Genomic DNA, 21,977 nt, shown 5'->3' on the forward strand with positions numbered 1-21,977 from the left:
CATAGATACAAATTCTTTATTATGGGCGATTTCTATGATCTTTTGGCTTATAAAAAATCCTTTGAATTGGCTATGTCAATATTTGAGATCAGTAAATCTTTTCCAAAAGAAGAGTTGTATTCTTTAACAGACCAAATTAGACGTTCTTCAAGATCAACAAATATTTGCCTAGTTGAAGCCTACAGAAAGCGTAAATACAAAGCTCATTTTATAAGCAAGTTATCAGATAGTGATATGGAGAATAGCGAGACCAAAGGATGGCTAAAATTTGCACTAGCGTGCAATTATATTGCACTTGAGGAATATGACAAACTCGTTATTCAAAGTGAAGAAGTTGGTAAGCTTCTAAACCACATGATGAACAATCCAGAAAAATACGGTTCAGTATAACTAATAATTATAAACTGATATGTCTATAATACACCCAGAACTGAAAACTGAAAACAGCAAACTGAAAACTGGCCTTTTTTTCGGGTCATTTAATCCAATTCATATTGGACACTTAATTATTGCCAATTATATGGCAACTTTTAGTGGTTTAAAGGAAGTTTGGTTAGTGGTTTCGCCCCATAACCCACTCAAACAAAGAAGCGGATTGGCCAACATGTACGATCGGTTAGAAATGGCCAAGCTAGCTACAGAGAATGCCCCTCAAATTAAGGTAAGTGATATTGAATTTAAGTTACCTCAACCTTCTTATACCATCGATACGCTTACCCACTTGCACGAACGCTACCCTGAAAAAGAATTTGTTTTGATTATGGGGGCAGACAATTTGGTTTCGCTAAAAAAATGGAAAAATTTTGAGCTGCTGCTTAAAGATTACCACATTTATGTTTATCCAAGACCAGGGGCTGAGGTAAGTGAATGGGAAAACCATCCATCGATAACTTTTACAGATACGCCAGAAATGGAAATCTCATCTACATTTATCCGCAAGGCCTTAAAAGACCATAAAAATATACAGTTTTTTGTGCCAGATAATGTGCTGGCCTTTATCGATCAAAAGAATATGTATCGTTAATGTAGATTGTTAGTCGAGATTTGAAATCTCGACTATTTATAGCTTAGATCGGGATTACAAATCCCGACCAGCATCCAACAATTATCCCTTAAACAATAAAAATACCGTTGGTTTTTTATGGAGATCGATTTTTTCGCCCCTCCAGGCTCCTACTGCCATTGTTTTGATAAATTCGTCTTCACCATTGATATTACTGGCAATACAAAGCTGCGTACTTCCATGACAATTTTTAAGTACATCTTCTAGTAAATGGTTATTTCTAAAAGGTGTTTCCATAAACAATTGAGTTTGTTTGTTCTTTTCAGACAGCACTTCTAACTCTTTGATTTTTTTTGCCCGATCTGTTTTGTCTATCGGCAAGTAGCCATGAAAAGCAAAGCTCTGCCCGCTAAACCCTGATGACATGATGGCTTGTATCATTGAATTTGGGCCTACTAATGGCACTACCTTAATCCCACGTTTGTGTGCTTCGGCAACAATTTCGGCCCCTGGATCTGCTACGCCCGGACAACCTGCCTCACTCATTAAACCAACGTCAATCCCCGACATCAATTGCGTAAAATAAGGCACTAAGCTATTGCCACGTTTATGTTTGCCATAATCATGAATCAACAGCTCACTTTGTGGTGTTTTTATTCCTGCTTCTTTTAAAAATTTACGTGCTGTTTTTTCATTTTCTACGATATAGGTTTTGAGCGCATTGATCGTGTCAATTAAAAAAGGGGTAAAAGATTTCTGTGTGGCATTTTCTGCCAATGGAACGGGGATTAGAAACAAGGTGCCTCTTTGCATAGCTAAATTTATTTCTACAAAAGTACGGTTTTAAGGCAATAACCTACCTTGATTTGGCCTCTGTAGCAAATTTAGTTCCGCCTGACTTATTTTTTACACAGCCATAGCACTAATTAAAGTACTGTAATTAAACACTTAAGTGTAAAAAAACACGTTAAAATAGGGTTACAGCAGCGTTTGTTAAGGATTGATTAATCCTTTGTTAAAAATGGTGTTCAAATTGATATACACACAGCGTTAGGTTAATTATAAATTTTTAAACACACACAAAATGAAAATCATGATCAAATTGTCGGTAGTATTAGGACTTGTGTTCGTACTTACCGGAACCACTCAAAAAGTCATGGCGCAAAATGAGGACGTGTCCTTACAATCGTTTTACGATGAATTGTCGCCTTATGGCACATGGATCAAAGATCCACAATATGGATATGTCTGGCGACCAGATGTAGACCAAGACGAATTTAGGCCTTATTATTCTAATGGCCGTTGGGCAATGACAGAGTATGGCAATACTTGGGTTTCTAACTACGATTGGGGTTGGGCTCCTTTCCATTATGGTCGTTGGATCTATAACCGTTATAACGACTGGGTTTGGATTCCTGATACCGTTTGGGGACCTGCATGGGTAAGCTGGAGAAGTGGTGGTGGTTATTATGGCTGGGCTCCACTAGGACCAAGCATTAGTATCGGTATCAACTTTGGTAGAGGCGGGTATCGCATCCCTGATATGTGCTGGAACTTTATTCCATATAACAACATTTATTATAACAGTTATCCTCGTTATTACGGTGGTAGAAATAGGGTTTATATCCAAAACACTGTAATTATCAATAATACTTATGTGCGTAACAACAGAACTTATTACACTGGCCCTAGAGCTGAGCAAGTAAGACGTGAGACTAACCAGAATGTAACTGTTTACAATATCAATAGAAGTAGCAGACCTGGTGCCTCAAGAATTGAGCGTAATAATGTCGACATCTATAACCCTCGTCCAAGTAGAGGTGGTGTAAACAATACCGATGCTGCGCCAAGAAATGCCGTACAAGGCAACATTACTCGTGGTACAGTTGGAAGAGACCAAAATGCAAATACAGGTTCTCGTCCATCAAGAGGTGATGGTGATATCTTCCAAGGTGATAGAAACGGGAATACAAGTGGAAGAGGATCTGGCACTGATAACATGTCTACACGCCCATCAAGAGGTGGTGATATTACGCCAATTGACAGAAACGGAAACATGAATGGAAGAGGTTCAGGTACTGATAATATGTCTACACGTCCATCAAGAGGTGGCGATATGACACCAATTGATAGAAATGGAAATACAAGTGGAAGAGGTTCAAGCACAGACAACATGTCTACACGCCCATCAAGAGGTGGTGCTGATGTAGGTAATATTCAACCAAGTAGAGGTGGCGAAAACCGCGGTACTCCTCCAACAGAGGGTACTAGACCAGATATCTTTAATAGAAGTCGTGAAGCTAACCAAAATCAGCCACAGAGGGTTGAACGTGGAAGCCAAGAACCTCAACAAAGAGTAGAACGTAGCAGAGAAGTGCCTCAACAACAACCTCAGCCACAACAACAAAGAGCAGAGCGTCCACAACCAGTGCAACAAGCACCACAACAAAGAATGGAAAGACCTCAGCCACAACCTCAACGTGTGGAGCGTACAGAATCTGCTCCTCAAAGAAGTTCAGGTAGTAGTTCAGAAAGTCGTGGTAGCCGTGCCGAAAGTGGTGGCGGAAGACCAGGAAGAGGTGGAAAATAATTCAAATCAAATAAATCAAAAAAGCTGGTTATCATCACCGGCTTTTTTTATGTTCCAATGGTTCGTGTGGGCACGAACCATTGGATACATTAATTACTTCATACTCTTTTAAAATATCCTTACCTTTGTAACGCAATGAAACAAGCTACAGCTCTATTATTTCCTCTTCGCTTTTTATAAAGCTTTGCTGTATTCGCTATTTAATTAAGTTTCTGCCCTACATTATCAATAAAAATCCATGGTTAATCCTGAAATAGAAAAAAGAAAGACGTTTGCAATTATTAGTCACCCCGATGCGGGAAAAACAACCTTAACAGAAAAGTTTTTGCTTTTTGGTGGGGCAATTAATACTGCAGGTGCCGTAAAACGGAACAAAGCAAACCAAAGCAGCACATCCGATTTTATGGAGATTGAAAAGCAACGTGGTATTTCGGTGGCTACCTCTGTAATGGGTTTCGAATACAATGGCAAACGGATCAATATCTTGGATACACCGGGTCACAAAGATTTCGCAGAAGATACCTATAGAACATTATCTGCAGTTGACAGTGTAATTTTGGTGGTAGACTGTGTAAAGGGAGTTGAGGAACAAACTGAAAAATTGATGTCGGTTTGTAGGATGAGAAATACCCCGGTAATCATTTTTGTAAACAAGATGGACCGTGAGGGTAAGGATGCATTTGATCTTTTAGACGAAATTGAAAGTAAATTGAACATCAGTTTATGTCCTTTGAGTTGGCCAATTGGTCAAGGGCATACTTTTAAAGGTGTTTATAGCATTTATAACAAACATCTCAATCTATTTGAACCTGATAAAACCAAAATCAGTACACCTGTTATCGAAGTAGGCAATCTGGAAGATGAACAATTGGCCAAGTTTTTACCTGCACAAGCCTTAACTACCTTAAAAGATGAACTAGAGTTAGTTGAAGGTGTTTATGGTAGTGTAGACAAAGATATGTACCTAGAGGGCTTATTGGCTCCAGTATTTTTTGGTAGCGCCATCAATAACTTTGGGATCAAAGAATTATTGGACACTTTCGTTAACATTGCCCCTAGCCCGAAAAGCAGAGAGGCAGAAGAACGTGAAGTTTTAGCAACCGAAAAGACCTTTAGCGGATTTGTATTTAAGATCCATGCCAACTTAGATCCTAATCATCGTGATAGGATTGCCTTTTTAAGAGTTTGTTCTGGCAAATTTGAACGCAATAAATTCTTTTACCACACCAGAAACAACAAGAAAATCAAATTTTCTAACCCTATGGACTTTATGGCCAACGAAAAGAGCATTGTTGAAGAGGCTTGGCCTGGAGACGTTGTTGGCTTATATGATAGTGGAACCTTTAAAATTGGAGATACGTTAACTGAAGGCGAGAAATTGCAGTTTAAAGGCATTCCTAGCTTCTCGCCTGAGATTTTTAAGGAAGTTGAGAATAGAGACCCGCTTAAGACAAAACAATTAGAAAAAGGGCTACAACAATTAACAGAAGAAGGGGTAGCACAGTTATTTGTAATGCAACCCGGTAACCGTAAAGTAATTGGTGCTGTGGGCGATCTACAGTTTGAGGTAATTGCGTTTAGATTAGAGCATGAATATGGTGCAAAAGCACATTTCAGGATGTTAAGTTACAGTCGCTCTAATTGGGTAACGTCTAAAGATCCAAAAAAATTAGAAGAGTTTTTAAAACGGAAACAACAACATATTGGCGAAGACAAAGATGGTAACCCGGTTTATTTAGCTGACAACGAATTTATGATCAATATGACGATGAGAGATTATCCAGATATTGAGTTCCATAAAACGAGTGAGTTTAAGTAAGGCCAAGTAGTCAATAGTCAATAGTCAATAGTCAATAGTCAATAGTCAATAGATTGAACTTTGTTGGTTAATTGATATTGCCTGTTTGTACTGTTAATTACTTTTTAATTCTAGGTGCTTGCTAGTTGTGGCTGTGGCTCTTTTGGCATTCGGCTTGCCTTGTAAAGCATAAATACCCAGATCATAAAAAATGGCACACTCATAATGGTCAATAATACCGGATAAGCTGATGATATTTTAGGGAATAACAGCAATGGAAAATTACAAGATAAGACGATTGTAATCCACAGTAACCAGACTTTCCATGGTTTTCGATCGCTTAATACATACCATATCCCCACGGCTGGTGCTGCAATAATATAAGTGCAATCTTCCGTTCCTGTACTAAATAACACCGGAAACATCAATGTAGAACCTAATATCAACAGCTGAAAAGTCGTTTTTTGATAGGCTTTAATATTAAGGTAAGGCAGCCCAAACAAGGCAACCCCAGCAATCAAAAATACCATATTCGGGAGGTTATGATTAACATATATGCTCCTGATAAAACCCATAATTGAGATATCAAGGTTGTTTTCGGTAATGTTACTTGCATTTTTGTGGATCAGAGAAACAGTCCATTCTTTGTAAGCATTAAGGATGAACTCTGGCGAAGAGAATAACATTGGTAATACAAAGAATACAGCCGACCACAAGATCAAATAGGCAATGAACCTTTTTTTATCTTTTACAAAAAAGAAAAATGCCAAGCCTACAATGCCGTAAAGTTTAATAAAAGTACCTAGGGCAATAAGCATAGTAGACCAAATACCCTTATTTTTATTTAAAAGTGTATAACTCAAAATAATAAATGCCCCTGAAGCCGGATTAAATTGTTGACTAAGCGTTGCCGAAGCAATACATGGAATAGCAATAAAAAACAATGGCAGTTTATCTTTAATAGGAATGGTTTCTATGGCCTTAAATAGCACAATTGTATTAAATAGGTTCCATGCTAAAAAACCCAGTGCATTGGGCAGGGCTGCAAAAGGCATAAAAAAGACACTAAAAATTGGTCCGTAATGGTTCGCATCAAAATGGTACGCAGGGTAACCTACATAAAAAGAAGTCTGATTAATTAGATTTCTGCATGTATTTTCAAAAATCAAATAGTTGTTATATCTGTGTGTAATCAGAGATTGGACCACACAAAAAACAGCAATCAATAGCCAGATAATTAGGGCAAGTCTTTTCTTCTGATCGTAGGTTTGAAAAGAAAAAAAATTAGGGAACAATTGTAGGGATCTTACTTCTTTCATTTGTATCAAAAATAATACAATGTATTGATTTTCAAAATATTTTTACATAATTTAACAAATGGGCCAATAGTAGCTCGAAAGTGCAGGAGTTGCACAGCTATTCATAATAAACCCTCTTCAGTTTTGAAGAGGGTTTATTGTCTTTATCATTTGCCCATTTATAGGAGGCTTGTTAATGTAGTTAACTACTTCAAGCTACTTAATGCTGCTGCAATTCTAGGCATCATGTTTTTAATATCCGCCAAAGAACAACCGCCAATAGAAGCTCTGAACCAAGGCATATTGTCTTCATTACCAAATGCAGAGAAAGGCACAAGCGCTACCTGCGCTTCTTTAATTAAGTAAAAGTTTACATCTGCACTGTTTTTCAGCAAATCGCCAGCTGGCGTAGTTTTACCAATATAGTCTATTTTTAATGTGAGGTAGATGGCACCCATAGGTACTACCGCATCTACATTAAACCCTTCTGTTTTTAAGTGTTGGAAACCATTGTACAACTCATCTAAACTCGCTTGAACTTGGCTTTTAAAACTGGTAAGGAAAGTATCTACCTGAGTTTTATCTTTAAAATAACTTGCTACCGCAACTTGCTCTGCTTTTGGAGCCCAAGCACCAATATGGCCTAAAAGCGATTTCATTTTACTAATGATATTTTCTGGTCCAAATGCCCAACCTACTCTTACACCAGTAGAAGCTAAACATTTAGAAATTCCATCAATATAGATCACATAATCTTTTAATTCAGGACGTAAACTTACCGGGTTTACATGTTCTTTGCCAAAAGTAAGCAAAGAGTAAATCTGGTCGTACATGATGTACAGTGGCTTTTCGTCTGCTTTACGCGATTTATTTTCTTCAATCACAATGTCGCAGATTTCTGCCAGCTGCTGCTCTGTAAACATGGTACCCGTAGGGTTAAGTGGAGAACAAAGTGCCAGTAAAGTTGCGTCTTTTAAATGTGGTTTGAGCTGGGCTGCCGTAGGCATAAAATTATTTTCTACCGTAGTTTCAACCGCAACTCCATTTGCCGAAGAAAGATGGCAATAGTGGTTATTGTTCCAAGATGGTGCTGGATAAATTACTTTATCTCCAGGATCGATCAAGGCTAAATAAGTTGCATAGATGAGTGGACGTGAACCTCCAGCAACCAAAATATCTTTAACAGTATAAGCCAATTGATAACGGTCTGCCAATACCTCGGTAATGGTTTCGCGTAATGCTAAAATACCGTCGGCAGGTGGATAATTGGTATGCCCTTCTTGATAAGCCTTTACAATAGCTTCTTCTAAAGCTTCGGGAATAGGAAAAATGGATGGATCGAAATCTCCAATGGTTAAATTGGCAATTTGTGCACCCTTTCGCTTCATTTCGTTAACCTCGTTGCCGATTTTAATAATCTCTGAGCCGATAAGTGTGTTTGCTAATACAGATACATTCATTTGATATAGGTTTAAGGTATAATACTTAGGCTAATAAACTCGCTATAGCCTGGTTTGTTCTCTCAAATTGAAATTGTGCCAATACATTGTTCATCATGGTCTCAATTTCTGGATTGCATAGGTTGCCAATGCTTCCCTCGTGGGTATGTTTAACTGTTTTATTTGGTGCAAAAGTGCCATCCTCAATGGTTTCGCCAACAATTTTATAGGCTTCTCTAAATGGAATTCCGCTTAAGGCCAATTCATTTACTACATCTACACTAAACAGGTAATCGTATTTTTTATCGTCCAAAATACCATCTTTTACCTTGATATTTTGCAACATAAAGGTGGTCATTTCCAAACATTCGTTCAATGAGGTAATGGCCGGAAAAAGGTTTTCTTTTAACAATTGGAGATCGCGATGGTAACCAGATGGAAGATTGGTGGTCATCATGGCAATTTCATTTGGCAAAGCCTGAATTTTATTGCAACGCGAACGGATCAGTTCAAAAACATCTGGGTTCTTTTTATGTGGCATAATACTCGAACCTGTAGTTAGTTCGTCAGGGAAACTGATAAATCCAAAGTTCTGGTTAATGAACAAGCACACATCCATTGCCATTTTAGCTAAAGTAGCCGCAACTGACGACATGGCCTGTGCCAAAATCCTTTCGGTTTTACCTCTTCCCATTTGTGCATACACCACATTGTAGTTCAATTGTTCGAAACCCAATAATTTTGTGGTTAATGTTCTATTTAAAGGAAAAGATGAGCCATAACCTGCTGCTGAACCTAAAGGGTTTTTATTACAGACTTTATATGCCGCCAACATCATTTCCATATCATCAGCCAAACTTTCTGCATAAGCACCAAACCATAAACCAAAAGAAGATGGCATGGCAATTTGCAGGTGGGTATACCCTGGCAATAATTTATCGTGATGTGTATTGCTTAAATTGATCAGTTGTGTAAACAAGGTAGCCGTATTTTCTACCATTTCTTGGATACAGGCCCTAAAATATAGCTTTAGATCTACCAAAACCTGGTCATTACGTGAACGACCACTATGGATTTTTTTTCCAGCTTCACCAATTCGTTGGGTCAATAACCACTCTACCTGCGAATGTACATCCTCAACACTATCGTCTATGGTAAATTTACCTTCAGCAATTTCTGTATAAATGGTTTTCAAAGCTGCCTTAACTGCTGTTAATTCTGATGGGCTTAACAAGTTGATCGTCGCCAACATTTCTACATGTGCTAAAGATCCTAAAACATCAAAAGCAGCCATTTGTAAATCCAGTTCCCTGTCTTTACCAACGGTAAATGCCTCAATCCCTTTGTTCACTTCAATGTTTTTTTGCCAGATCTTCATTTTTAGATAATGCTATCGCTATAAGTACTTTAAAATAATGGCAAAAGTACAAATAATACGTAAGAATTAGGAGGTGAAGAGATTTTGATTAATCAAATGCAACATTATTGCAAATAATTAAGGCCTTAATAAAGAGTTTTCATATTTAAATATTATTTTAGCAGAAACAAATCCTTAGATATGAAGAATTTAAAATTAATCTTACTCGTTTTTGCAATTCCATTTGTTGCAAAAACGTATGCGCAACAAAAGCCTGCGCTAACTTGGAAAGATGTTTCGAAGTGGACATTTAACCGAGGTAATGCTTTATCGCCAGATGGCCAATGGATGGCTTGGGCAAGTGGGCCTACGGAAGGCGATTTGAAAATGACCATCCGCAAAACATTAGATACCCTAAGCTATACCTACCCAATAGGTGCCAACGCAAGTGGTTTATCTTTCTCTAAAGACTCTAAATACGCTGCCTTTAGGGTTTCTGCAAAAGATGCAGAGGCTAAAGCTGCCAGAAAAACAAACAAACCTTTGTATGATAAGCTGATGTTGGTTGCTTTGGCAGACAATAAGCAGACTACTTTTGAGCGTGTAAGAAGTTTTAGTTTTTCGGGCGATTCTCCATCGTGGATTGCTATTCAGTTTGTGGCTCCAGAAGGTGCGCCAAAAGACCCAACCGCAGCAAAGGGAACGGATGTACTCTTGTATAACCTTGCTACTAAAAAGAGTTTCAATTTGGGCAATGTGGCCGAATTTTCATTTAACAAAGCAGGCGATCAATTGGCTTATACAGTTGATGCCAATGGACAGAATGGAAATGGTGTTTTTTTAAGAGACATGAAAACTGGCATTACTACTGCTTTAGATAACGACAAAGCAAGCTATAAAAGCATTAGCTGGAATGAAGTGGGCAATGCTTTTGCCTTATTGAAATCTAACAAGGATGAAAAATACAAAGATGAGGTATTCAGCATTATCGGCATTAGTAAGATTAATGGCGAACTAACCAGTAAAGTAACTTATAATGGTATTGAAGATAGCTCTTTCCCAAAAGGAATGGGCATCAATACCAATGCAAACCCTTATTGGTCTGATGATCAAACCACTTTATTCTTTGGCATTAACACCTTGGCTAAAAAGGAAGATAAAAAACCAGAAGGAAAAACCGACAGTTTAGCAAAAGCAAAACCAGAGGCGAAACCAGAGCCTAAAAAAGATGACATTGAAAAACCAGACATGATAATCTGGAACTGGCAAGATAAACGCCTACAATCTGCTCAACAGACACAAGAGATGAGAGACAAGAGCTTTAATTATACCAGTTCTTATCGCGTTGCAGATAAAAAATTCACTCAATTGGCAGATAGCAATATGCGCTCAGTAAGTGTTGCACCTAAACAGTTATATGCGATTGGTTACGACAATACCAATTACGAATTGATGAGCAATTTAGATGGACAAAGCTATACGGATGTTTATTTGATTGACCTGAAATCTGGCGTCAAAAAAAGACTGTTCGAAAAAATGTATACCACCAATGGTGGAGGACGTTTAGCGCTTGCGCCAAACGGTAAAATTGCGAGCTATTATGTAGATGGTGCATTCTATAGCATTAACTTAGAAACAGGTCAAACCGCTAATTTAACTGGCAACATCAAGGCCTCATTTGTAAATGAACTGGATGATCATAATATCAATAAACCAGCTACCTCAAACTTAGGTTGGTCTGCAGATTCTAAATATGCATTGATTACGGATAACTACGACCTTTGGAAAATTTCTGCAGATGGTAAAAGTGTAGTTGCACTTTCAGACAACTGGAAAAGCAAAAAATCTGAAGTAGCGGGTCGCTTGCGTATTTATCAAGATGAGAAGGGTACTGATTTGGCCAAAGACCAATACTTTAGCGTATTTAATGTTAAAGATAAAAAAGGTGGTATTGGGATTTTACCTGCTGGAAAAAACAAAATCGACATCTTGTTTATGGACGATAACAGTTATGGAGGTTTTACCAAAGCTGAAACAGGAAAAGTTTTTGTGTACACCAAGAGCAATTCTCAAGAATCGCCGGCTTTTTATGCAAGTACAAGTAGTGATTTAGCCGCAGCTAAAAAAGTAAATTCAAATACCCCAGACCAAGCCAAATATGCATGGACATCTGGTGTGAAATTGATCAGCTATGTAAGTGCAAATGGCGATAGTTTACAAGCTGCTTTATATTTACCAGCTAACTATATACAAGGAAAATCTTATCCAACAATTACTTATATCTACGAACGCTTAACTGATGGGTTGAATAACTATGCTATGCCAGGTTTCCCTAGTGGAGGTTTTAACAAGGCTGTATACCTGAGCAACGGTTATGCAGTTTTAGAACCAGATATCAAATATAAAATGAACGAACCAGGAATGTCGGCTGTAGCCTGTGTAGTGCCTGCGGTTAAAGCTGCTATTGCAACTGGCATTGTTGATGCTAAAAACGTAGCCATCCATGGTCACTCTTGGGGTGGTTACCAAACTTCATTTTTAATTACCCAAACCAATATTTTTAAAGCTGCTGCTGCAGGTGCACCATTAACTAACATGATCAGTATGTACAGTTTGATCTATTGGAACAGTGGAGGTACTAACCAAGCTATTTTTGAAGCTAGCCAAGGCAGGTTAACACCAGGTTATTGGGACAATTGGGATGCTTTTGCCCGTAACTCTCCGGTCTATCACATCAAAAAGGTACAAACGCCATTGTTATTATTACACAATGATAAAGATGGTGCTGTAGACTTTACACAAGGTATAGAGTATTATAATGGTTTAAGAAGATTAAACAAACCAGTGGTGATGATCACTTATCGTGGCGAAAACCACGGTATTGCCAAATTACCAAACCGTAAAGATTATGCGGTACGTATGCTAGAATATTTTGATTACATGTTAAAAGGTAAACCAGCTCCAGAATGGTGGAGCAAAGGTGTAAACCGTTTAGACATGGAAAAACACTTAGAAACCAGAGCTTTTAGCGAAGCTGAAGAAAACTAAAATAAAAAAAAGCGGGTCAATTGACCCGCTTTTTTTATGCCTCATTTTATGTACTTGTAATAAAAGGGGCTTTCCTTACATAGGTACGGTCTGTTAACTGCTCAATTAAAAAGAGCGCTAAATCTGTCGCACTAATTTGATCTCCTGGGCAATCTTCCAGATCAACTCTTACTTCACTTATGGTATCTGTTTGCTCAATCATAGGCAATCTTACCAGTGTCCAATCAATGTCGCTTTGCACCAATGTTTCGTACTCAACTTGTTTATCAGCGGTAGTTAATGGATAGTTCGCTTTCATCCAATCTGTCCCAAACTTGGTTTTAGGACTTTTTCGATCAAATGGCGTATCTACATTCAAACCCGTAAGTAGGATATACCTTTGCAATTTAAACTCCTGCATTACTTCGATGATATTTCTACTTACCTGACTAAAAACAGAAGGCTCCCCTACGGGTTGCCCCACTGCACTGATTACAACTTGGCAATCTTTAAGTAGCTGCCGAATAGCAGTGATATCTCTGGCATCTCCCTGAACAATCTCGATCAAGGGGTGATGGAGTTGAAATTGCTCTGGATAGCGCAATAGGACTTTAATTAGAAAGCCTTGAGCCAATAAGTTTTTAACGATGTATTTTCCTGATTTTCCGGTGCCGCCGATTACGGCAACTTTGGTTTGTTGTGTCATTTTCTTCTTTATAAAATTTAGCAATATGAATTTATCCGGTTCATCAGATCGATTAAACCGTTATGCAGAAAAGAATATTTCTGCCTTGTTAAATATTTATAAAGAGATTTTAATAAGCGAAGATAGCGAATGAAGGGCAAATGCCAAGTTTAATTTACCACCTGGCCTTTAATTCATCCCATTCTGTTTTAAGGATGCTATAAAAAACGGTATTTCTAATAAATCCATCTTTAATTTTCATGTGCTCACGAAGGGTGCCTTCATATTTGGCTCCAATTTTCTCCATTGCCCTACGCGATTGTAGGTTTCGTTCGTCTGCTTTAAGTTCGATACGGTTTAGGCCTAAGGTTTCAAATCCATATTTAAAGATTTCATATTTCATTGCCCTATTTATTCCTGAACCTTGAAAGTCTTTACCAATCCAGGTCCAGCCTATTTGTCCACGCTCATCTTTCCAGCTAATTTCTGCCAAACGGGTACATCCAGCTACTTTTCCTGTCTTTGCTTCTATAATTGTCCAAACGGCGGCTGTTCCTTCCTCTCTATCATTAATTGCACTTTCGATATATTTTTTCAGCTCACCGGGTTCGCTCAAGTCTTTTAAGCCATACACCCATAATTCTTTTTCTTGTGCAATTGGCCAAAGTGCAGCCTCATCACTTAGTGCCAACGGCCTTAAAATTACCTACTCATTTTGAAGGGTGACTTTTAGCTTATTTTCCATTGATTACAGGTTTTAACATATTGATATAACCCTCTACACCTTCTGCAATTTCGCGAACATAAATAAATTCATCAGCCATGTGCGATCGGCCAGAAAAACCGGGACCTACTTTTACTGAAGGAATACTTAACAAAGCTTGATCTGAAGTTGTTGGCGATCCATAAGTGATCCTGCCTAAGGCAATTCCTGCTTGTACCAAAGGATGATCTTTATCAATAGAAGATGGTTTTAAACGAATAGATCGAGGTTGTACATCGCAATCTACATTGGCCCGGATAATTTCTAACACTTCTTCATTGGTATAAGAATCGGTTACGCGAACATCTACCGTAAAAGTACAGGTAGCCGGTACCACATTGTGTTGTGAGCCTGCATTGATAATGGTTACTGTCATTTTTAATGGTCCAAAAACTTCCGATACTTTTGGGAATTGATAATTCCTAAACCATTCGATAGCTGTTAGCGCTTTATAAATGGCATTTTCGCCTTCTTCTCTAGCGGCATGTCCTGCTTTACCATGAGCAACACAATCTAACACCAACAAACCACGTTCTGCAATAGCCAAATGCATTTCTGTAGGCTCGCCTACAATTCCAAATTCCAGTTCTCCCAAATCTGGCAAGACCAATTCTAATCCGTTATTTCCAGAAATCTCTTCTTCTGCAGTGGTAGCTAGACAAATATTATAGCTTAGGCCTTCTTGTTCGTAATAGTATAAAAAAGTACCGATTAACGAAACCAAGCAGCCTCCTGCATCATTACTCCCTAAGCCAAATAATTTATCGCCTTCTATGGCTGCATCGTAAGGATCGCGTGTATAACCTGAATTTGGTTTCACAGTATCGTGGTGCGAGTTTAAAAGCAATGTAGGTTTAGCCTCATCAAAATACTTATTGTAAGCCCAAACATTATTCAATTTACGGTGAATCTGCACACCTCGTTTTGCTAAAAACTGAGCAATCAGTTCAGCAGTTTGATCTTCTTCTTTGCTAAAAGACTGGATGCGAATCAATTGCTGCAATAGCTCCAGGATTTCTTTTTTTATATTTTCTAACATAGTATCAAGTAGTGAGCATTAGGTATCAAGATTAGAAACGCGAATTAACGTTCTGCCTTAAATCCTAGCTCTTTTATGCTTCTTTAAGTTCGAGTATCAAGTATTAAGACCCATACCTTAAACCTTACACCCTTAACCTTCTTTTGTGTACAAATTACCTGCTTTTAGGGCAGAAAGCTTTATTCCTTTGATTAATGATGAACTAAAGCCATTGTGTTCCATTTCATTCAAACCTGCAATGGTACAACCTTTGGGCGAAGTTACTTTATCTATTTCTGATTCTGGATGTGTTCCGTGTAATAAAAGCAAATCTGCTGCTCCCTTTGCTGTTTGCACGGCCATTTTCAAAGCTTCATCGGCATGGAAGCCAATTTCTACTCCACCTTGCGAGGCGGCTCTAATGGCCCTTAAAAAGAAGGCAATGCCACAGGCACAAAGTGCAGTTGCAGAAGTCATCAAATCTTCATTGATCTTCACCACTGAACCTACTGTTTCGAACATTTTGGTCACGTCTGTAAGATTTTCAGAAGATGCATTATCACTGGCAATACAAGTCATGGATTGGCCAATGGCAATGGCGGTATTTGGCATCGCTCTGATTACTTCCACATCATTCCCTACCTTCTCTTTTACCGCTGCACAACTTACTCCTGAGATGACAGAAATAACCAAGTGTTTAGTGGCAACTATTGAAGTATTGATTTCATCTAACACAGCATTGAGTTGTTGTGGCAATACGGCCAAAATCACAATATCTGCTGCTGCTACTGCAGCTTTATTGTCATTACTGATATTAAAACCAGCTTCTTGATAAGCTTTGAGGTGATCAATGTTACGACGGGTAAGCGTAATTTCAGCAGCCCGAGCAAAATCAGCTTTCACTAAGCCTTTGGCTAATGATAAACCGATGTTTCCGCTTCCGATAATGGTAATTTTTTTCATCATTTAGGTTATTATAAATGCCGAAGCATAGTGTGGTTCATTGTATTTTTTTGAAAAGCAATGGCTGTGCTGCTATTAAATTTTAGTCTTGCTATCCGCTTTACTCCGTTGCACTTCGTGTTCGCTGCTATCAGGTTTAAAGGGCAAAAGCGGTAGTTCTTTTGTTAAAACCTGGTCTGTCCTGGTTTGGCAGCAGAACGGCAAAAGAACTACTGCTCTGTGTGTTCTAAACCCGATTGAAACGGCAGCCCCGAGGTACGAGGGCTACAGTGTAAAGCGGGGCTGCTGCAGGCGAAGAGCTAAACCGGTACTTTTCAAAAAAAACTTTCGCAAGGTGATGTTTTTACCTCAACATTTTAGTTCCAAAAGTACCATCTTTTAGTTCCGAAAGTTCATCAGCCTTACCAATATATACCGCTGAAACTCCTTTTTTAATGGCCTCAAAAGCATTGTGTAATTTGGGGATCATCCCGCCTGCCACGGTACCATCTGCTTTTAACCCCTCAAACTCATCAGCCCTAATTTCTCTTACCACAGACTCATCATTGTTCACATCTCTCAACACACCCTTTTTCTCAAAACAATAGACCAATTGTGTTTGATACAAAGATGACATGGCAACAGCAATGGCCGAAGCAATGGTATCTGCATTGGTATTTAAAAGTTGTGTAGCTCCATCATGTGTAATGGCACACATTACGGGTACCAAGTCTGCTTTCAGTAAACTATCTAAGGTATTGATGTTTACAGAAGTTTCGTCTAAATCGCCTACATAACCATAATCTATCGGTTCTATAGGGCGTTTTTTTGCTTTAATTACGTTTCCATCTGCACCGCTCAATCCAATGGCATTGGTTCCTTTTGCTTGCAATTGGGCCACCATATTTTTATTGATCAGGCCTGCATACACCATGGTTACAATGCGTAAAGTCTCGATATCTGTAATTCTTCTACCTTCAACCATTTTGGCTTCAATACCTAATGATTCGCCCAGTTCTGTTGCAATTTTACCCCCACCATGCACCAAAATTTTATCTCCAGGCAATGCTGTAAAATCCAATAGAAATTGATGCAGGTTTTCGGAATTATCGATTACATTCCCCCCTATTTTAACAATGGTTAGCTGTTTCATTTTTTAGGTATTTAGGTTAATCACGTTGGTTCGTGTAACACGAACCAACGTGACATGAATTACAATTTTTCTAACATCGCTTTTAGCACTGCTTGGGCAGACCAAAGGCGATTTCCAGCTTCGTGCACAACTATTGAATTTGGTCCATCCAAAATTTCTGAAGACAATTCCAAATCGCGACGAACGGGTAAACAATGCATTACTTTGGCATCATTTGTCAATTTCAGTTTTTCATTGTTCATCATCCACCCATCGGGATAGGTAAGTACTTTACCGTATTCTTTATAACTGCTCCAGTTTTTAACGTAGATGTAGTCTGCCCCATTTAGCGCAGTCTCTAAATTATATTCAATTTTTGCTCCAGGTGTAAAATCTGCTGAAAGCTCGTATCCTTCTGGTTGAGCAATAGTAAAATCTAACATCTCTTCCTGCTGTGCTTTACACATCCACTCGGCAAAAGAATTAGGCACCGCTTGTGGTAATGCCTTTACATGTGGCGCCCACGCCAATACAACTTTTGGTTTGGTACCATCTGATTTTTTGCTCCAAGTTTCATGAATGGTAATGATATCAGCAAAACTTTGTAAGGGGTGTCTGGTGGCACTTTCTAAACTAACCACAGGAACTGCGCAATATTTCACAAATTTATTGAAGAAATCTTCACTATAATCTTCCTCACGGTTATTCAGTTTTGGAAAAGAACGTAGGCCTAAGATATCGCAATATTGGCCCATTACAGCTGCTGCCTCGCGAATGTGCTCTACCGTACTTCCGTTCATCACCACACCATCTTGTGTTTCTAAAGCCCAGCCTTCTTTATCCATGTTCATCACCATTACGTTCATCCCCAAATTGAGCGCCGCTTTTTGTGTGCTCAATCGGGTACGGAGACTAGGATTCATAAAAACTAAACCCAGGGTTCTGTTTTTACCCAAACTTTGAAATGCATAGGGATTTGCCTTCAATGCCAATGCATCATTTACAAATTGTTTGATGTTCGGAACATCGTGTACAGAGGTGAAAAGTTTCATCTTAAATAAGGTATAAGGTAAAAGGTGTAGGGTTTAAGGTTTTGTCCCTCCACTTCTCAAAAATTTTAAAAATGAAATTAGCATTGCCCTAACTTCGTTAATTGATTGGTTTACTTTCTCGTAATCATCCTCACTTATATATTTCAATTCTAAAGCACATAAGCAACAATAATCTATTTCATTGGCCGAACCTAAGGCATTATCTAAAAAATGTGCAAAATCTTTATCCGTAAATCTTCCACATCCTTCAACAATATTTAAGGGAATAGACAAAGAGGCTCGAGTTAGTTGAGAGGTTAATTCAAATCGCTCTTCCTTTGGAAATTGAATCGCAATATTTTTCTTAATGAACATATTCAATTCATGTGCCTTTTTCCAAACTTCAAGCTTTTTATAATCTCTCACGCTATTTCGCCTTACACCTTATGCCCTATACCTTTTACCTCTTTACTAAACGCAGCTAAAAACTCATCTGCATGTGCTTTTGTTAAATTTAGTGCGGGTAGCAAACGGATCACATTTGGTTTAGCTTCGCCAGTAAAAATGTGGTGGGTAAACAATAGCTCTTTTTTAACATGTGCCAATTCTTCTGGTAGTTCTATACCAATCATTAATCCACGGCCACGAACTTCTTTTACTTGCTCAAATTTCTTCAATTCGGTAATGAGGTAATTGCCCACTTCTTCAGCATTTTTCATCAAGTTGTCTTGCTCCATGATTTCTAATACTGCTAATGCTGCAGCACAGGCCAAATGGTTACCACCAAAAGTTGTTCCCAACTCGCCATGCCATGGTTTAAATTTAGGGGCAATTGAAATACCCGCTACCGGAAAACCGTTGCCCATTCCTTTGGCCATAGTATATACATCAGCTGCTACGCCAGCATGATCATGCGAATAGAATAAACCTGTACGACCATAACCACACTGTACACTATCTGCAATGTAAACAGCATTGTATTCGTCACACAGTGAACGGATTTTTTGCAAGAAACTCTTTGAAGCTTCTTTAATACCGCCAACACCTTGAATGCCTTCAATAATTACTGCAGCAATTTCATCGCCTTGTGCTTTGAATGTTTCTTCTAAAGCTACTTCATTATTATGTGGCAAGAAAATCACATTGCTATTTTCATTTACAGGTGCCACAATCTTAGGGTTATCTGTTACTGCAACCGCGAGCGAGGTACGTCCGTGAAATGCGCCTTTAAAGGCAATTACTTTTTTTCGTCCATTGTAAAACGAAGCCAGTTTCAAGGCATTTTCATTCGCCTCTGCTCCGGAGTTACACAAGAACAATTGAAAATCTTTTTTCCCAGAAACCTGACCTAATTTTTCGGCCAGCTGAACTTGTAAAGGAATTTTAACAGAGTTGGAATAAAAACCGACCTTATTTAATTGGTCTGTTAAACGATTAACGTAGTGCGGATTGGTATGCCCAATTGAAATTACAGCATGACCGCCATATAAATCTAAATATTGTTGTCCATTAGCATCCCAAACATGGCTGTCTGCTGCTTTGGTTATTTCTATATCATTAAGAGGGTAAACGTCGAATAAGTTCATTATTTTTTAAGTTCTAAGTAGTACGTTGTAAGTTTTAAGTTATACGTATTAGGTTATAAGTTGTACCTTTTAAGTATTAAGTTGTACGTTATAAGTATTAAGTTAAAGGTCTTGATGTTTATTTACTTCTTACTTTTCCAATTAAGGAAATCAGCATGGCCTTCACTTCATTAATATCATTTGAAAGGGTTGAAAATTGTTCTTCAGACAGGTAATCCAAATCCTTGGATAAAATCAAAAAGTATTCGGTTTCATTCGCTGAACCTAAAGAAATATTCAAATACTTTGCTAAATCTGATTGGGTATTTTTACCACAACCCTCCGCAATATTTGCAGGTATAGAAGCCGAAGCCCGCCGCAGCTGACTTGTTAATCCATACACCTCTTCTTTAGGAAATTTTGAGCTAGCTTTATAAATACTAAGTGTAATTAGATGCGCTTTATCCCAAACTTTTAGCTCTTTAAAATTTTGCATACACTTATAACGTATTACTTAAAACTTATAACTCAAAAAGCTCCTGCTTTTAACCTCAACCCCGCCGTTTCTTCTAATCCAAACATCAAATTCATGTTCTGAACCGCTTGTCCGCTGGCTCCTTTTAACAGGTTATCGATAATGCTGATGATCAATAGTTGATCACCATGTTTTTCTACATGCACCAACGCTTTATTGGTATTGACCACCTGCTTTAAATCGATGTTTTTCCGACTTACGTGCGTAAATGGGTGTGCACTATAATATTCTTCGTAAATGGTTTGTGCTTCTGCTAAAGTCAAATCACTTTCGGTATACATTGCTGCTAAAATCCCTCTGGTAAAATCGCCACGTTGTGGGATGAAATTCAGGGCTTGATCAAGTGTTGGCTGCAACTGCAAAAGGCTTTCTCCAATTTCGCCTAAATGTTGATGATCGAATGCTTTGTAAATGGATAAGTTGTTATTTCTCCAACTGAAATGTGAAGTAGATGATAAACTTTGTCCTGCCCCAGTTGAACCCGTTGTGGCATTGATATGAACTTCGGCTTTGATCAATCCTTTAGCTGCCAATGGCAACAGGCCGAGTTGAATACAGGTAGCAAAACAACCAGGGTTGGCAATGTTCTGGGCCGAAGCAATCTGAACTTTGTTCAGTTCAGGTAGCCCATAAATGAAGTTACGTGTTCCAAGTTGCGCGTTATGGGCTAGTCTAAAATCTTGAGAAAGATCGATGATTTTAATACTGGCATCGATTGGGTTTGCTTCCAGAAACTTCTTCGCATCGCCATGGCCAACACATAAAAATAACACGTCAATATCTTGCGAAACATCACTCACAAATTTAAGATCGGTATCGCCAATCAGATCGGTATGTACATCAGAAATTAGGTTTCCAGCATTACTCGTGCTGTTTACAAAAGCAATTTCTACATTTGGGTGATTGACCAAAATGCGCAACATCTCTCCTCCGGTATATCCTGCCCCACCAATTATCCCTGCTTTAATTTTATTCATCTTTATGAGTTTACTGCTATTTTATACAAAAAGAACTCTTTGTCTTCTTCTTGTTTTATAAATCCTATGGCTTCGTATAAACTTTGTGCGGTATAGTTATCAACTGCTGTTTCTAATTGCACAAAAGTGGAACCTTGTTTTTTGGCAAAATCCATTGCGGTTTTGATCAATTTTTCTCCAATACCTTGTTTACGGTAGTCGGCATTAACAAATAGATCATTCAATATCCAATTTTTGATCAACCTTACCGATGAGTATTTAGGGTAAAGCTGTGTAAAGGCTACAGGTTGATCATCGTCCATTGCTACAAAAATGATCGATTCGTTATTTTGTAAACGTTCATTGATAAATGCTTGTGCCATTCCGATATCCGATAGCTGCTTATAGAATATTCGATACTGATTAAATAACCCCACTACGAGGTTAGCTTCTGCCAAATTGATCTGTTTAATGCTGATGTTATTCATAATCGATTCTATCGTTTTCAGTAGATGGATAAGAGAAAAGAATAAACTCTAAATCGTCAATACTGTTATTCATAATCTGATGTTTATTTCCTGCCTTAATTTGCAATCCTTTATTTGCATCAACAATAACCGTTTCTCCTTCAATTAAAAATGTGGCCTGTCCTTTCAATATGTAGAAAAACTGTTCCGCATACACATGAAGGTGTAATTTTTCAGCTGTTTGTGCAGGCATTAATTCTTGTTTAATGGCTACTTCTGGTTTGCTGATCAAATTCCACCCGTCGCAATTATTACCCCATTTATAATGGTTCAAACAATTTTCTTTTGAAAGGATTTCTACCATTTTTTTA

The 21,977-nt window shown here is 38.2% G+C and carries 21 protein-coding genes; 5 read left to right on the top strand and 16 right to left on the bottom strand.

Features of this window, described 5'->3' with window-relative positions; translation table 11 throughout:
- Nucleotides 1–21: 21 nt before the first annotated feature.
- Both AQF98_RS07640 and nadD read left to right on the top strand, forming a co-directional pair.
- The gene (locus AQF98_RS07640) at nt 22–390 is read left to right on the top strand and encodes a four helix bundle protein (RefSeq protein WP_055131334.1); all 369 of its coding nucleotides are present in this window, start codon (nt 22–24) and stop codon (nt 388–390) included.
- Nucleotides 391–451: 61 nt separating this feature from the next.
- Nucleotides 452–1,024: a nicotinate (nicotinamide) nucleotide adenylyltransferase gene (gene nadD, locus AQF98_RS07645; RefSeq protein WP_055131379.1), complete on the top strand. Its 573-nt coding sequence runs from the start codon at nt 452–454 to the stop codon at nt 1,022–1,024.
- An 81-nt stretch (nt 1,025–1,105) separates the two neighbouring features.
- Here the strand turns inward: nadD and AQF98_RS07650 are convergent, their stop codons facing one another.
- Nucleotides 1,106–1,816 (bottom strand): SAM-dependent methyltransferase, encoded by a 711-nt coding sequence (locus tag AQF98_RS07650; protein ID WP_055131335.1) that lies wholly within the window; start codon nt 1,814–1,816, stop codon nt 1,106–1,108.
- A 271-nt stretch (nt 1,817–2,087) separates the two neighbouring features.
- Between AQF98_RS07650 and AQF98_RS07655 the strand changes: the two genes are divergently transcribed.
- Together AQF98_RS07655 and AQF98_RS07660 are read left to right on the top strand one after the other, a co-directional pair.
- On the top strand, nt 2,088–3,593 hold the full coding sequence (locus tag AQF98_RS07655; RefSeq protein ID WP_055131336.1) for a DUF6600 domain-containing protein: 1,506 nt from the start codon (nt 2,088–2,090) through the stop codon (nt 3,591–3,593).
- Nucleotides 3,594–3,831: 238 nt separating this feature from the next.
- Nucleotides 3,832–5,412: a peptide chain release factor 3 gene (locus AQF98_RS07660; protein WP_055131337.1), complete on the top strand. Its 1,581-nt coding sequence runs from the start codon at nt 3,832–3,834 to the stop codon at nt 5,410–5,412.
- 110 nt (nt 5,413–5,522) lie between these two features.
- On the opposite strand, the gene AQF98_RS07665 is transcribed toward AQF98_RS07660, so the two are convergent.
- The 3 genes from AQF98_RS07665 to argH form a co-directional block, all read right to left on the bottom strand.
- The gene (locus AQF98_RS07665) at nt 5,523–6,710 is read right to left on the bottom strand and encodes a glycosyltransferase family 87 protein (RefSeq protein WP_082434939.1); all 1,188 of its coding nucleotides are present in this window, start codon (nt 6,708–6,710) and stop codon (nt 5,523–5,525) included.
- A 185-nt stretch (nt 6,711–6,895) separates the two neighbouring features.
- Nucleotides 6,896–8,149 carry a pyridoxal phosphate-dependent aminotransferase gene (locus AQF98_RS07670; protein WP_055131338.1) on the bottom strand — a complete coding sequence of 418 codons (1,254 nt, stop codon included), beginning with the start codon at nt 8,147–8,149 and terminating at the stop codon, nt 6,896–6,898.
- Between the two features lie 25 nt (nt 8,150–8,174).
- Nucleotides 8,175–9,506, bottom strand: a complete 1,332-nt coding sequence (gene argH / locus AQF98_RS07675; RefSeq protein ID WP_055131339.1) for an argininosuccinate lyase — start codon at nt 9,504–9,506, stop codon at nt 8,175–8,177.
- A 180-nt stretch (nt 9,507–9,686) separates the two neighbouring features.
- Here argH and AQF98_RS07680 point away from each other — a divergent pair, with 180 nt between their 5' ends.
- Nucleotides 9,687–12,533, top strand: a complete 2,847-nt coding sequence (locus tag AQF98_RS07680; RefSeq protein WP_055131340.1) for a prolyl oligopeptidase family serine peptidase — start codon at nt 9,687–9,689, stop codon at nt 12,531–12,533.
- Nucleotides 12,534–12,579: 46 nt separating this feature from the next.
- On the opposite strand, the gene AQF98_RS07685 is transcribed toward AQF98_RS07680, so the two are convergent.
- The 12 genes from AQF98_RS07685 to AQF98_RS07740 all read right to left on the bottom strand — a co-directional run bounded on the left by AQF98_RS07685 (nt 12,580) and on the right by AQF98_RS07740 (nt 21,940).
- Entirely contained in the window at nt 12,580–13,218 is a 639-nt protein-coding gene (locus AQF98_RS07685; RefSeq protein ID WP_055131341.1) for an NAD(P)-dependent oxidoreductase, read from the bottom strand.
- Between the two features lie 154 nt (nt 13,219–13,372).
- Entirely contained in the window at nt 13,373–13,900 is a 528-nt protein-coding gene (locus AQF98_RS07690) for a GNAT family N-acetyltransferase (RefSeq protein ID WP_082434940.1), read from the bottom strand.
- 31 nt (nt 13,901–13,931) lie between these two features.
- Nucleotides 13,932–14,999, bottom strand: coding sequence for a M20 family metallo-hydrolase (locus AQF98_RS07695; protein ID WP_055131343.1), 1,068 nt, complete (start codon nt 14,997–14,999; stop codon nt 13,932–13,934).
- A 132-nt stretch (nt 15,000–15,131) separates the two neighbouring features.
- Complete coding sequence (proC, locus tag AQF98_RS07700) at nt 15,132–15,941, bottom strand: pyrroline-5-carboxylate reductase (RefSeq protein ID WP_055131344.1); 810 nt, start codon at nt 15,939–15,941, stop codon at nt 15,132–15,134.
- Nucleotides 15,942–16,284: 343 nt separating this feature from the next.
- Nucleotides 16,285–17,073 carry an acetylglutamate kinase gene (argB, locus tag AQF98_RS07705; protein ID WP_055131345.1) on the bottom strand — a complete coding sequence of 263 codons (789 nt, stop codon included), beginning with the start codon at nt 17,071–17,073 and terminating at the stop codon, nt 16,285–16,287.
- A 59-nt stretch (nt 17,074–17,132) separates the two neighbouring features.
- The gene (locus AQF98_RS07710; RefSeq protein ID WP_055131346.1) at nt 17,133–18,104 is read right to left on the bottom strand and encodes an acetylornithine carbamoyltransferase; all 972 of its coding nucleotides are present in this window, start codon (nt 18,102–18,104) and stop codon (nt 17,133–17,135) included.
- A gap of 33 nt (nt 18,105–18,137) precedes the next feature.
- Complete coding sequence (locus tag AQF98_RS07715) at nt 18,138–18,509, bottom strand: four helix bundle protein (protein WP_055131347.1); 372 nt, start codon at nt 18,507–18,509, stop codon at nt 18,138–18,140.
- An 11-nt stretch (nt 18,510–18,520) separates the two neighbouring features.
- Nucleotides 18,521–19,669, bottom strand: a complete 1,149-nt coding sequence (locus AQF98_RS07720) for an aspartate aminotransferase family protein (protein ID WP_055131348.1) — start codon at nt 19,667–19,669, stop codon at nt 18,521–18,523.
- Nucleotides 19,670–19,787: 118 nt separating this feature from the next.
- Entirely contained in the window at nt 19,788–20,144 is a 357-nt protein-coding gene (locus tag AQF98_RS07725; protein WP_055131349.1) for a four helix bundle protein, read from the bottom strand.
- 32 nt (nt 20,145–20,176) lie between these two features.
- Nucleotides 20,177–21,160 carry an N-acetyl-gamma-glutamyl-phosphate reductase gene (gene argC, locus AQF98_RS07730; RefSeq protein ID WP_055131350.1) on the bottom strand — a complete coding sequence of 328 codons (984 nt, stop codon included), beginning with the start codon at nt 21,158–21,160 and terminating at the stop codon, nt 20,177–20,179.
- Nucleotides 21,161–21,162: 2 nt separating this feature from the next.
- Nucleotides 21,163–21,627, bottom strand: a complete 465-nt coding sequence (locus AQF98_RS07735; RefSeq protein WP_235524190.1) for a GNAT family N-acetyltransferase — start codon at nt 21,625–21,627, stop codon at nt 21,163–21,165.
- A complete protein-coding gene (locus AQF98_RS07740) occupies nt 21,620–21,940 on the bottom strand; it encodes a cupin domain-containing protein (RefSeq protein WP_235524191.1) in 321 nt (106 codons plus the stop codon). Before AQF98_RS07740 ends, AQF98_RS07735 begins: the two co-directional genes overlap by 8 nt.
- Nucleotides 21,941–21,977 lie beyond the last annotated feature (37 nt).

This window comes from Pedobacter sp. Hv1 (genome assembly GCF_001412215.1).
Lineage (GTDB): Bacteria > Bacteroidota > Bacteroidia > Sphingobacteriales > Sphingobacteriaceae > Pedobacter.